A 12,295-nucleotide genomic window follows, 5' to 3' on the forward strand; every position below is an offset into this window, starting at 1 on the left:
TAGCCAGGCGGCACGGATGGAGCGCGCCGGCGGCATCGCCGCGGGCGCGCTCCACTCCCTGCTGGCGCGCGCGTCACAGGAAGGTCGCGAACACCGAGTCGGCGACCAGCAGGCCGCGCGCCGTCAGGCGGCAGCGGTCGCCGGCGATCTCCACCAGGCCGTCGCGCACCAGGCGATCGAGGTGCGGGAACGCGGAGGCGGCGTCGCAGCCGAAGCGCGCCGCGAATTCGTCGAGGGCGAAGCCATCCGTGCAGCGCAGGCCGAGGAAGGCGATCTCGCCGCGCGCCTGCGCCTCGCTGAGCTGTTCCTCGCTCGCACGCGCCGTGCCGCTGGCGGTGGCGCGCTCCGTGTAGCGCACCGGCGACTTCTCGTTGCCCCAGCGGCGCCCCGGCGCCGGGTGCGGGGCGAACGAATGCGCACCGGCGCCGAGGCCGAGATAGGCGCCGGCGCGCCAGTAGTTGAGGTTGTGGGCGCAGGCGCGTCCGGGGCGGGCGAAGTTGGAGATCTCGTAGGCGTCGTACCCGCTCGCCGCGAGGACGCGCCGCGTCTGGGTGAACATCGCCACCTCGGCCTCCTCCGGCAGCGGCGTCAGCGCGCCGCTGCGCCGCTGGGCGTGAAAGGCCGTGCCCTCTTCATAGGTGAGCCCGTAAGCCGAGATGTGCTCGGGCGCCAGCTCGACCGCGGTCTGCAGGTCGGCGTTCCACTGCTCGGCGGTCTGCCCCGGCACGGCGAAGATCAGATCCAGATTCAGGTTCGCGAAGCCGGCGGCGCGCGCCGCCGCGATCGCCGCTCTCGCCTCGGCGGCGCTGTGGATGCGGCCCAGCGTCCTCAGGTGCTGGTCGTGGAACGACTGGACGCCGAAACTGATGCGATTCACCCCCGCCTGGCGAAAGCCGCGCAGTTTCGCCTCGTCGACGGTGCCCGGATTGGCTTCGAGCGTGATCTCGGCATCGGCGGCCACCGGCCAGGCCGCGCGCGCCGCGGCGAGCAGCTCCGCGATGGTCGCGGGCGCGAAGAGCGAGGGCGTGCCGCCGCCGAAGAAGATGGTCTGCACGCGGCCAGCGGCCCACGCCGGCTGGGCGGCCGCGGCGCGCATCTCGGCGATCAGCGCCGCCGCGTAGGCGCGCTCGGGCCACTGCTTCGCGGCGTAGGAATTGAAGTCGCAGTACGGGCACTTCGAGTCGCAGTAGGGAATGTGCAGGTAGAGCCCGAACGCCGTCACGGCGCGATCATGCGCGCCGTCGCCGCCGCGGGCAATGCCATCAATTCGTCGTTGACGACGCCCCGCGACTCGTGCGAGCGTCCGCTGGCTCCGGACGTCAAGACGATGCGCAACCGGCGACGATGGCTGGCCCTGGCGGGGGCGTTGACGCTGTGCGCGGCGTGGCGCGCGCAGGCGTTCGAGCACCAGGAATACCGCGCCGCGGACGGCACCACGTACCAGGTGCTGCGCTCCGTCGGCCCGCTCGGCGGCGGCGCCGAACGCGAGCGCATCACCACCCTCGCCGGCTCGCAGTCCGGTAGCGGCGGCTGCAATCTGTCGACGACGATGGCGTCGGCGGTCGTCGGCGTCATCCCGCCGGGGCAGAGCCTGCACCCCTTCGGCTCGATCCGGCGGACGGCGATCCTGCTCCCCAACGACATCACCGCCCTCGCCTTCGACCCCACGCACTCGGGCAGGGTGACGATCGGCACTGGGGGCTCCGCCCTCAAGGTGTGCCAGTCCGCTGCCGACTGCGGCGGCGGCGCAACCAACCTGGTCGGGTTGGCAACGGCCGACATGGACGTGCCGGCAGCCTGCATCGCCAACGGCCTGCAGGCGGACTGCGAGTCCAACACCCGTCAGGCCTTCGCCTTCGGCCTCGCCGCGACCGGCAATCCGCCGGTCTGCCAGGTCGGCCCGACGGTGAACACCTCGATCTGCGCCGCCGAGCCCAGTGACGGGTTCGCCCTGTCACCAGGGCAGGCCATCGTCTTCGTCTTCTCCGGCTCGCTCGGCAGCGTCGGCTTCGGGGTCGGCGCCGCCGGCTTCGGGATCGACGCCAACGCCAGCGGCTCCGTGTGCATGAGCGGCGGCGTGGTCAGCGCCACCTCCCCGTCGCAGAGCCTGCCAGCGCCCGGCCAGCCGCGGACCCGCGAGCGGGCGCCGGCGGCCTCCGCGCTCGGCCTGGCCATGCTCGCCGCCGCGCTCGCGCTGCTCGGCCATCGCCTCCTGCTTCATTCCTGAGCGCGCCACCTCGCCCGACGCGTCGGGCTGATTTCATCGTAAGGTGATCCGGTCGTGACCGATCGGTGACAGGCGCCCGTCTACAATCCTGACTGTTCGGTGGTGCGGTCGACCACCGACGGGACTGGAGGACAGATGGGTTCGACGAATCGGTCACTCAACAGCATGCGCGACGCGGGGGCCGCCTTCTGGGGCGTGCACCTGGCCTGCCTGCTGGCGTTCTACACCGGCGTCACCTGGTCGGCGGTCGCGGTCTGCATGGCGCTGTTCTGGCTGCGCATGTTCGGCGTCACCGCCGGCTACCACCGCTACTTCTCGCACCGCAGCTACAAGACGAGCCGCGCCTTCCAGTTCGTGCTGGCGCTCTTCGGCACCCTGGCGGTGCAGAAGGGCGTGCTCTGGTGGTCCGCCAACCACCGGGTCCACCACAAGTACTCCGACCAGGAGGGCGACCTGCACTCGCCGCTGCGCGACGGTTTCTGGTGGTCGCACGTCGGCTGGATCCTCGCCTCCGACTGGGAGGAGACGCTGTACGACCGCATCCCCGACATGGCGAAGTACCCGGAGCTGCGCTGGCTGAACGAGCACTACCTGGTGCCGCCGGTGGCGCTGGCGGTGCTGCTGTACCTGGTCGGTGGCCTGACCTGGCTGGTGTGGGGCTTCTTCATCAGCACCACCCTGCTCTGGCACGCGACGTTCACGATCAATTCGCTGTCGCACGTCTACGGCAGCCGCCGCTACGAGACCACCGACACCAGCCGCAACAACGTCTGGCTGGCGCTGCTGACCATGGGCGAGGGCTGGCACAACAACCACCACCGCTACATGAACTCCGTGCGCCAGGGCTTCTTCTGGTGGGAGGTGGACGTCAGCTTCTACATCCTGACGGCGCTCTCCTGGATCGGTGTGGTGTGGGACCTGCACCAGCCGCCGAAGAGGCTGCTGCTGCCGGAATCCCACGACGCGGGCCGCGTCCGCGCCGAAGCCGCGTGACCGCGGCCGGCGCGCGACGCCCTGCAGGCGGCGCGCTCCACGCCGTCTGCGCCCACGCGGGGCGCGGTTACGACGTCACCGCGCCCACCGAGGCCGACGATACGGACCTCGCGTACTTGGCGAACACGCCGCGCGCGTAGCGGGGCGTCGGCGGCTTCCAGTCCCTGAGCCGGGCGCGCAGCTCGGCCTCGTCCACCAGGAGGTCGAGGCGGCGCGCCGCGACGTCGAAGACGATGGTGTCGCCGTCGCGCACCGCGGCGATCGGGCCGCCACGCGCCGCCTCGGGCGCGACGTGGCCCGCCATCAGCCCGTGCGTGGCGCCGGAGAAGCGGCCGTCGGTGAGCAATGCGACCGACTCGCCGAGGCCCTCGCCCACCAGCGCCGCGGTGACGCCGAGCATCTCGCGCATGCCGGGACCGCCCATCGGGCCCTCGTTGCGGATCACCACCACATCGCCGGCCCTGATGCCACGCTGCTTCACCGCCGCGAAGGCATCCTCCTCGCGCTCGAACACCCGCGCCGGGCCCTCGTGGCGCATGCGCTCGTGGCCCGCGACCTTCACCACGCAGCCCTCGGGGGCCAGGTTGCCCTTGAGGATGACCAGGCCACCGGTCGGCTTGAGGGGATCGGAGAGCGGCCGCACCACCACCTGCCCCGGCGTCTCGACGGCTCGCGAGGCCTCGTCGCCGATGCTGCGCCCGGTCACGGTCAGCGCCGCGGCGTGCAACCGGCCGGCCTCGAGCAGACGCTTGGCGACCAGCCCCACGCCACCCGCCTTGTAGAGATCGACGGCGACGAAACGGCCGCCTGGCCTGAGATCGCAGAGCAGCGGCGTCGCCGCGCTGATGCGATCGAAGTCGTCGATCGCCAGTGGCACCTCCGCCGCGTGCGCGATGGCGAGCAGGTGCAGCACCGCGTTGGTCGAGCCGCCGGAGGCGGCGACGCCGGCGATGGCGTTCTCGAGCGCCTCCCGGGTGAGGACGCCGCGCGCCGTCTGGCCGCGCTGCAGCATGTCCATCACCAGCTTGCCGCATTCGTAGGCGACCACGTCCTTGTGGTTGTCCATCGCCGGCACGCTGGCGCTGCCGATCGGCGAGATGCCCAGCATCTCGCCCGCCATCGCCATGGTGTTGGCGGTGAACTGGCCGCCGCAGGCGCCGGGTCCGGGACAGGCGGCGTTCTCGACCGCCAGCAGGCCGGCGTCATCGAGCGTCCCCGCCGAATGAGCGCCCACCGCCTCGAAGACGTCCTGGATCGTGAGGTCCTTGTCACGCAGGTGGCCAGGCGCGATCGAGCCGCCATAGAGCATCAGCGACGGCAGATCGAGCCGCGCCAGCGCCATGATGGTGCCCGGGATCGTCTTGTCGCAGCCCGACAGCGCCACCACGGCGTCGAAGAGATGGCCGCAGGTCACCAGCTCGATCGAGTCGGCGATCACCTCGCGGCTGATCAACGACGCCTTCATGCCCTCGGTGCCCATCGAGATGCCGTCCGAGATCGCGATGGTGTTGAACTCGATCGGCGTGCCGCCGGCGGCGCGGATGCCCTCCTTCACCTTCTCCGACAGGCGGCGGAGGTGGAAGTTGCAGGGCATCACCTCGATCCAGGTATTGGCGACCCCGACCAGCGGCTTGGCGAGATCCTCGTCGGTCAGCCCGATTGCCTTGAACATGGCGCGCGCCGGGGCGCGATCCGGCCCATCGGTGATGGCGCGACTGCGATGCTTGGGATCCATGACGGAGCTCCTCGTTGGCGGCGAGCCCCCTCCTTAGCAGCGTGGCTGGGCCAAGGCGACCGGGCATCCTCCTCGCCGTACGTCCCGCCGAGGGCAAGGAGGCGGGAGGGCCGCGACCCTGGGTCCACGAACGCGAACGCCCCCGCCGGCACTGCCGGCGGGGGCGTCGATGGCGCCGAACGGACCGCTCACGCCTTGGTGACGTTGGCGGCCTGCGGTCCCTTCTTGCCGTCGGTGACGTCGAATTCGACGCGCTGCCCCTGCTCCAGGGTCTTGAAGCCATCACCGGTGATGGCGCTGTAGTGGACGAAGACATCCTCGCCGTCGTCGCGGCTGATGAATCCGTACCCCTTCTCGGCGCTGAACCACTTCACGGTTCCCTGAGCCACTGCTGCTTCCCTCCTTTCACATCTCTGACGCGGGAAGGTGCAATGTCCTGGATCGCGGAGCGGTTGTTCCTGAGAGGGCGCAAGCCGCGTGCCTGCTCCCAGAACGTACTTCCCTGCTGCGGGGGCGCTCTAGCTCATCCGCAGCGACCTCGCAAGCTGTTCGCTAGCGCCGGCGGCGACTATACGATCGCGCCGGCGCGGGCGTCGGTATAGGCCCCGCCCTCCCAGGTCACGGCGCCGTTCACCACCACCAGCGCGATGCCGGCGGCGTGCCGCACGTAGCGATTGCCGCCGCCGGGGACGTCGGACACGAAGTCCTCGCTGCCGCGATCGATGCGATCGGGGTCGAACAGCACCAGGTCGGCCGCCTGCCCGATCGCCAGCCGACCGCGGTTGCGGATGCCGAAGGCGTCGGCGAGCTCGCCGGTGAGCCGGTGCACCGCCTGCTCGAGCGAGAACGCCTTCAGGTCCCGCACCCAGCGCGCCAGCAGATAGCTGGTGTCTCCGGCGCCGCAGAACTGGGCGATGTGGGCGCCGGCGTCGCTGGCGCCGATGTGGATGCGCGGGTGGCTGAGGATGGCCGTGACGCCGTCGGGATCCACGTGCATGAAGTCGCGCATCGCGAACTCGGTCTTGAGGTCCTCGGCGACGGCGAGGTCGAGCATGACGTCGGCGGGGGTGACGCCGCGCTCGCTGGCGAGATCGTTGAGGAACCGCCCCTCGAGCGACTTGTTCTCCGGGCGGGCGGTCTGGCCGACGCGCAGGACGTAGAGCAGCGGGCCGAGCAGGATCGACTGGTTGCGCAACTCCTCGCGCCGCGCCGGGTCGGCGAAGGCCGCCTTCCGCTCCGGCAGCGGCAGGCGCATGATCTCCGCCCAGGCCGGCAGCGCGTAGAGCACGAACGAGGTCTCGGAGAGGCGGATGTTGATGTCGAAGGTGCGCGGCATGCTCTGGCCGAAGACCCGCGCCCCTTTCGCCGTTTCCTCGTCGAGGGCGGCGAGCGAGTCCTGCCACAGCGTGCTCATGGCGCTGTGGACGATCGGCGCGACGCTGCACATGACGCCGGCGGCGCGCGAGATCTCACCCATGTCGTGGATGTTCTGCAACTGCTCCGGCGGGCTGTAGAAGACCGGCACGGTCTGGATGAAGCCGCGCCCCACCTCGCGCATGGCGCGGCCGAGGGCGACGACCTCGTCGCGGCTGGCGAAGCGGCTCGGCACCGGCCGCATGCTCTCGTCGATGTCGACGTAGGAGGTCGACAGGCCCGCGGCGCCGCCGCGGATCGCGTCCTGGAGGATGGCGCACATCGCCTCCACTTCCGCCGTCGTCGCGGCCCGCTCCTGCGCCGCCGCGCCCATGACGTAGGTGCGCAGCGGCGAGTGGCCGACCAGGCCGGCGACGTTGATGCCGAGCCCGGGGCGGATCGCGTCGAGGTACTCGGGATAGCTCTCCCAGTTCCACGGCACGCCGGCGTCGAAGGTGGCGAGCGCGATGTCCTCGATCTGCTTGAACATGCCCGCCAATGCGCGGCGGTCCTGCGCCTTCACCGGCGCCAGCGACAGCGAGCAATTGCCCATCAGCACCGTCGTGACCCCGTGCTCGAGCGAGGGCGTCGCCAGCCGATCCCAGCAGATCTGCGGATCGTAATGGGTGTGCACGTCGATGAACCCCGGCGCCAGCACCTGGCCGCGGGCATCGAGCTCGCGCGCCCCCGCCGGCAGGCCGGAGGTCGAGACGTCGCGGCCGACGGCCGCGATCAGACCGTCGACCACCGCGAGGTCGCCGTCCTGCGACGGCCCGCCGCTGCCGTCGACGATGCGCGCGTTGCGGATCAGGAGCGAATGCGTCGCCATGGATTCCTCCCCAGGGTTGCCGATCAAAGCCCGTCGGGCGGCGGAGCACAAGCGGACCATCCCCGGCGGCAGGCGTGCGCCCGATGGGCTGCTAGATCACGTAGCCGCCGTTCGGACTCAGCACCTGGCCGGTGATCCAGTCGCCGGCCGGCGAGGCCAGGTAGAGCGCGGCGGCGGCGATGTCGTCCACGGTGCCGAGCCGACCGAGCGGCGTCTGCATCAGGGCGCTCGTCCGCATCGTCGGCGACAGCCCTTCGAGCAGCGGCGTGTCGACGAAGCCGGGCGCGATGGCGTTCACCTGGATGCCGAGATGCGCCACCTCGCGCGCCACCGACTTGGTGAAGCCGATGATCCCCGCCTTGGCGGCGCTGTAGTCGGGCGAGCCGGCGAGGCCGGCGGTGCCGGCGATCGACGCCATGTTGATGATCTTGCCCTGGCGCCGCGCCTCCATGACCTTCAGCGCCTCGCGGGTGCAGTGGAACGTGCCGTCGAGATGCACGGCGAGGGTGCGGCGCCAGCTCGCGTCCTCCATCGTCGAGGTCGCGGCGATCGGCGTCGTCGGCCGCCCGCCGGCGCGCGCTTCGCCCGCCACCGCCTCGAAATTGGCGACGACGTGCGGCGCCATGATCACCAGGCCGGCGTTGTTCACCACCAGGTCGATGGTGTTCCACACCGACAGGAAGCGGGTGAACATCTTGAGCGTGGCGCGCCCGTCGGCGACGTCGGCCGGCACCGCCATCGCCCGGCCGCCGGCCGCTTCGACCGCCGCCACGGTCTCCCGCGCCGCCTCCTCGCGGATGTCGTTGACGGCGACCAGCGCCCCCTGGCGCGCGAAGGCGACGGCGATGGCGCGACCGAGGCCGGACCCGGCGCCGGTCACCAAGGCGACCTTGTGTTCGAGCTGCATCGCTCTCGCCCCCCTTCAGTAGGTCTTCACGTACAGGAGGTAGTAGATCGCCCAGCCGCTGGCGGCGACGAACAGCCAGATCGGCAGCGTCACCCGCGCCAGGCGGCGATGGGCGGCGAAGTCCTGGCGCCACATCGCCAACTGGATCAGGCGGATCGCCAGCGGCCCGACGGCGATCGCCAACAGCACGTGCGGCACGAGAATCGACAGGTAGAGCACGCGCCAGCCGCCGCTGCCGGCGAAGAGCTTGCTGCCGAAGACCGCCCAGCGGCTGACGTAGAGAACCAGGAACAGCGCCGCGAACCCGGTCGCGGTGAGCATCGCGGCGCGGTGCGCGGCGCGATCGCGGCGCCAGCGGATGAGGTACCAGCCGACCAGCAGGCTGACCCCGCTGGCGACGATGCAGGCGGTCGAGATCACGGTGAGCGTCTGCAGCGACATGGCGCCCGCCTCGTCCTCGTCCGACCGCGGGTCGCCGTCAACAGCCCGGCGGCGACGCGACGGCGGCGCCATGCGCCCGCTGCGCCTCGGCGAGATAGCAGCGCGCCGCGGTGTTGTCCGGCTCGGCGACCAACGCCTGGCGCAGCAGCGTCTCGGCCGCCTCGCGGTCGCCGCCGAGCAGGCGCGGCAACTTGAGCAGCAGCGCGCCCTTGGCCAGCAACGCGTCGGCATCGCCGGGCGCCAGCTCCAGCGTCCGGTCGAGCTCGCGGCGCAGCCGGCGCAGGTCGCTGATCTGCCGCAGGCTGATGCCCGCCCGCTCCATGCGCTTGCCGAGGTAGCAGACGAGGGCGAAATGGCCGCGCGCGTCGCGCCCGTCCGCGGCGACCGTCGCCTCCGCCATCGCCAGACCGCGGGCGATGGCGGCGTCGCGATCGGCCTCCGCCATCTCGTCCACCGCGTCGCACAGCTTCAGCGCCGCGATCGACTCCGGCGACCCCGCCGGCACCGCCCACGCCCCCGCCGGAACCAGCAGCGCCAGGAGCGCCGCCGCGCGGCCCATCCACCACATGACCGGACCGCATAGCACTTCGGACCCGCCGCCGGGAGGGGCCTCCGATCCGCGGCGCCGCGACCCGGGCGCCGCGGCCGGCCCCGTCCCCGGCGTCAGATCCGGTACCGTCGCAGCTTCGGCATGCGCGCCGCGACGATGGCGACGACGATCAGCGTGCCGATGCCGCCGCTGACCACGGCGAACACCGGATCGGTGAGCGCCGCCACGAAACCCGACTCGGCCGCGCCGAGCTGGTTCGAGGCGCCGATGAAGATGAAGTTCACGGCGCTCACCCGGCCGCGCAGCGCGTCCGGGGTGGAGAGCTGGATGGCGGTGCTGCGCATCACCACGCTCACCTGGTCGGCGACGCCGCACAGGACGTAGAAGGCGATCGACAGCGGGAACCAACGCGACAGGCCGAACCCGATGGTCGCCAGGCCGAACCCCGCCACCGCGATCAGCAGCAGCCGGCCGGCGCGCTGGACGGCCGGCAGCAACACCAGCGCCAGCGAGGTCGCCAGCGCCCCCGCCTCGAGCGAGGCGCTGAGGACGCCGTAGCCGCTGGCTCCGACGCCCAGGATGTCGTTGGCGTACACCGGCAGCAGCGCCGTGGCGCCGCCGAAGATCACCGCGAACATGTCGAGCGTCATGCAGCCGAGCACGACCTCGTTGCGGCGCACGAACCCCAGCCCCTCGCGCACCGCCCGCCAGCTCATCGCCCGCTGCTCGACCACCTGCCGCTCCGGCCGCAACAGCGCCAGGCAGACCAGCGACACCACCAGCAGTCCCGCCACCGCGCCGTAGGCCGCGCCGATGCCGGCCCAGGCGATGACGAACCCGCCGCTCGCCGGCCCGCTCATGAAGGCCAGCGCCTGGCCGGTCGAGGCCAGCGTGACGGCGCGCGCGAAGACGGCGCGCGTCACCAGCATCGGCAGCAGCGCCGCCCGCGCCGGATTCTCGAAGGCGCCGGCGGACGCGGCGATGAAGACCGCCACGTAGAGCACCGGCAGCGTGGTCCACGACTCCGCCGTGCTGGCCAGCAGCGCCAGCGCGCAGCCCATCGGCACGAGCTGCGCCAACATGATGATGCGGCGGCGTTCATAGCTGTCCGCCACCGCGCCACCGACCAGGGTCAGCGCCAGCACCGGCACGAACTGGACGACGCCGATCAGGCCGAGATGGAAGGGCGAGCCGGTGATCGAATAGACGTGCCAGGCGATCGCCGCGCGCAGCATGGTCATCGCCGTGCCGCCCGCGAAACGACTGGCGAGGTAGAAGACCACGTTGCGGTTGAGCAGTTGATCGGGGATCTCGACCATCGCGGGGCCGCGTCTCATAGGCCGATTTCCCAATCAAAGGAAATTGACGTGCCTGCCTTTTTGTGACTGTTTGGCCTGCGACGTCCCCGGGGGGCGGACGAGAGGGAGGGTTCATGATGGGTATGCGGTTCTGGCAGCTCCTCTGTGCGACGGTCACCGCGGCGGTTCTCGCCGCCGGCCAGGTCTCGGCACAGCCATGCAGCGACAACGACGATTGCACGCCTCCGGACACGTGCATTGACGGCACCTGTCAGGTCGAGGCGCCGACCGGGGTTCCGACCGGCACCGCGACCGCCACGCTGACGCCGACGGCGACCGGGGTTCCGACCGGCACCGCCACGGCGACGGAGACGCCGACCGGCATCCCCACCGGCACCGCCACGGCGACGGTCACGCCGACGGGCATCCCCACCGGCACCGCGACCGCCACGATCACGCTGACGCCAACCGCGACCGGCATCCCCACCGGCACCGCGACGGCAACGCCAACCGGCATCCCGACCGGTACCGCGACCGCCACGGTGACGCCGACCGGCATCCCCACCGGCACCGCCACGGCGACGGTCACGCCCACCGGTATCCCGACCGGTACCGCCACCGCCACGGCGACCCCGACCAGCGGGTCGCCGACCGCGACCCGCACCAACACGCCGACCGTGGTCATTCCGGCCACCAGCACCGCCACGGCGACCCAGACGCCGCTGCCGGTGGTGGCGTCGATCATCGTCGGCAACGCGACCGGCGAGCCGGGCGCCAGCACATCCTTTGACGTGTCGCTCGAGACCGCGGCCGACATCGCCGGCGTCCAGGTCGACATCGCCTTCGACGCCGCGGCGGCGATCGCCGCCAAGGGCGACGGAAAGCCCGACTGCGCGGTGAACCCCGAGATCGAGAAGAACGCGACGTCGTTCGCCTTCCTCCCCAGCGGCTGCACGCCGGGCGAGGACTGCACCGCGGTGCGCGCCATCGTGCTGGCGCTCGAGAACCTGGACCCGATCCCGAACGGCTCGCGACTGTTCACCTGCACCGTCGCCATCGCGGCCGACGCCATCGGCACCTACCCCCTCGCCTGCTCGAACGCCGGCGCCGGCGACACCAACGGCGACAAGGTCGGCGCCGACTGCAGCGACGGCATGATCACGGTGGCGATCCCCACCGACGCCACGATCGTCGTCGGCGACGTCATCGGCGCCGCCGGCCAGAACGCGCCGATGGCCGTCAGCCTGGTCACCGAGGTCAGCGTCGCCGGAACACAGAACGACACGCTCTTCCCCAGCGGCGTCGGCGTCGTCGCCGACAATCGCGGCCGCCCGACCTGCGCCGTCAACCCCGAGATCGACAAGGGCGGCACCTCGTTCGCCTTCCTGCCCAACGGCTGCACGCCGGGCACTTCCTGCCAGGGCGTCCGCGCCCTGGTGCTGGCGCTCGACAACGTCAACCCGATCCCCAGCGGCTCGGTGCTCTTCACCTGTGAGGTGAACATCGCCCCGACGGTCGAGGACGGCACCTACCCGCTGACCTGCGAGAACGCCGGCGCCAGCGATCCGGACGGCAATGCGATCGCCACCGGCTGCGACGCCGGCGACGTCATCGTCGGCGTGCAGCCGACGCCGACCGAGACGCCGAGCGCCAGCCCGAGCGTGACCCCGACGAGCACCCCGACGGCGACGCCGGAGGGCATGCCGACCTTCACCAGCACCGCCACGCCGCCGCCGACCTCGACGTCCACGGCCTCGCCGACCCGCACCCGCAAGCCGAGCAGCGGCAACGACGACGACTCCTGTCAGGTGGTGGCGCCGCGCGAGGGCGGCGCAGCCTGGATCCTGCTGCTGCCGATCGCCGCGCTGCTCTGGAGGCGGCGCCGGTAGGATCGACCACGGC

11 protein-coding genes are annotated in these 12,295 nt (G+C 71.8%); 3 read left to right on the plus strand and 8 right to left on the minus strand.

Features of this window, described 5'->3' with window-relative positions; genetic code table 11:
* Nucleotides 1-73 precede the first annotated feature (73 nt).
* Complete coding sequence (gene hemW, locus KF840_25340; GenBank protein MBX3028228.1) at nt 74-1,222, minus strand: radical SAM family heme chaperone HemW; 1,149 nt, start codon at nt 1,220-1,222, stop codon at nt 74-76.
* A gap of 9 nt (nt 1,223-1,231) precedes the next feature.
* Between hemW and KF840_25345 the strand changes: the two genes are divergently transcribed.
* The gene (locus tag KF840_25345; protein MBX3028229.1) at nt 1,232-2,227 is read left to right on the plus strand and encodes a hypothetical protein; all 996 of its coding nucleotides are present in this window, start codon (nt 1,232-1,234) and stop codon (nt 2,225-2,227) included.
* Nucleotides 2,228-2,362: 135 nt separating this feature from the next.
* Nucleotides 2,363-3,220, plus strand: a complete 858-nt coding sequence (locus KF840_25350; GenBank protein ID MBX3028230.1) for an acyl-CoA desaturase — start codon at nt 2,363-2,365, stop codon at nt 3,218-3,220.
* 67 nt (nt 3,221-3,287) lie between these two features.
* On the opposite strand, the gene ilvD is transcribed toward KF840_25350, so the two are convergent.
* The 7 genes from ilvD to KF840_25385 form a co-directional block, all read right to left on the minus strand.
* Nucleotides 3,288-4,955 (minus strand): dihydroxy-acid dehydratase, encoded by a 1,668-nt coding sequence (gene ilvD / locus KF840_25355; protein ID MBX3028231.1) that lies wholly within the window; start codon nt 4,953-4,955, stop codon nt 3,288-3,290.
* A gap of 188 nt (nt 4,956-5,143) precedes the next feature.
* A complete protein-coding gene (locus tag KF840_25360; protein MBX3028232.1) occupies nt 5,144-5,344 on the minus strand; it encodes a cold-shock protein in 201 nt (66 codons plus the stop codon).
* Between the two features lie 179 nt (nt 5,345-5,523).
* A complete protein-coding gene (locus KF840_25365) occupies nt 5,524-7,197 on the minus strand; it encodes an amidohydrolase family protein (protein MBX3028233.1) in 1,674 nt (557 codons plus the stop codon).
* Between the two features lie 91 nt (nt 7,198-7,288).
* Nucleotides 7,289-8,104 carry an SDR family oxidoreductase gene (locus KF840_25370; GenBank protein MBX3028234.1) on the minus strand — a complete coding sequence of 272 codons (816 nt, stop codon included), beginning with the start codon at nt 8,102-8,104 and terminating at the stop codon, nt 7,289-7,291.
* A 15-nt stretch (nt 8,105-8,119) separates the two neighbouring features.
* Complete coding sequence (locus KF840_25375) at nt 8,120-8,545, minus strand: DUF420 domain-containing protein (protein ID MBX3028235.1); 426 nt, start codon at nt 8,543-8,545, stop codon at nt 8,120-8,122.
* Between the two features lie 37 nt (nt 8,546-8,582).
* On the minus strand, nt 8,583-9,113 hold the full coding sequence (locus KF840_25380; GenBank protein MBX3028236.1) for a hypothetical protein: 531 nt from the start codon (nt 9,111-9,113) through the stop codon (nt 8,583-8,585).
* A gap of 95 nt (nt 9,114-9,208) precedes the next feature.
* Entirely contained in the window at nt 9,209-10,432 is a 1,224-nt protein-coding gene (locus KF840_25385; protein ID MBX3028237.1) for an MFS transporter, read from the minus strand.
* Nucleotides 10,433-10,527: 95 nt separating this feature from the next.
* Here KF840_25385 and KF840_25390 point away from each other — a divergent pair, with 95 nt between their 5' ends.
* Nucleotides 10,528-12,282: a hypothetical protein gene (locus KF840_25390; GenBank protein ID MBX3028238.1), complete on the plus strand. Its 1,755-nt coding sequence runs from the start codon at nt 10,528-10,530 to the stop codon at nt 12,280-12,282.
* Nucleotides 12,283-12,295: the final 13 nt, after the last annotated feature.

This window comes from bacterium (assembly GCA_019637795.1).
Taxonomy (GTDB): domain Bacteria; phylum Desulfobacterota; class Binatia; order HRBIN30; family CADEER01; genus JAHBUY01.

Excerpts from the sequence above, each read along its gene's own strand:
- ilvD (MBX3028231.1), bottom strand. The coding sequence starts at position 4,955 with ATGGATCCCAAGCATCGCAGTCGCGCCATCACCGATGGGCCGGATCGC.
- KF840_25385 (MBX3028237.1), bottom strand. The coding sequence starts at position 10,432 with ATGAGACGCGGCCCCGCGATGGTCGAGATCCCCGATCAACTGCTCAAC.
- KF840_25370 (MBX3028234.1), bottom strand. The coding sequence starts at position 8,104 with ATGCAGCTCGAACACAAGGTCGCCTTGGTGACCGGCGCCGGGTCCGGC.
- KF840_25350 (MBX3028230.1), top strand. The coding sequence starts at position 2,363 with ATGGGTTCGACGAATCGGTCACTCAACAGCATGCGCGACGCGGGGGCC.
- KF840_25390 (MBX3028238.1), top strand. The coding sequence starts at position 10,528 with ATGATGGGTATGCGGTTCTGGCAGCTCCTCTGTGCGACGGTCACCGCG.
- KF840_25375 (MBX3028235.1), bottom strand. The coding sequence starts at position 8,545 with ATGTCGCTGCAGACGCTCACCGTGATCTCGACCGCCTGCATCGTCGCC.
- KF840_25380 (MBX3028236.1), bottom strand. The coding sequence starts at position 9,113 with ATGTGGTGGATGGGCCGCGCGGCGGCGCTCCTGGCGCTGCTGGTTCCG.
- KF840_25365 (MBX3028233.1), bottom strand. The coding sequence starts at position 7,197 with ATGGCGACGCATTCGCTCCTGATCCGCAACGCGCGCATCGTCGACGGC.
- KF840_25345 (MBX3028229.1), top strand. The coding sequence starts at position 1,232 with ATGCGCGCCGTCGCCGCCGCGGGCAATGCCATCAATTCGTCGTTGACG.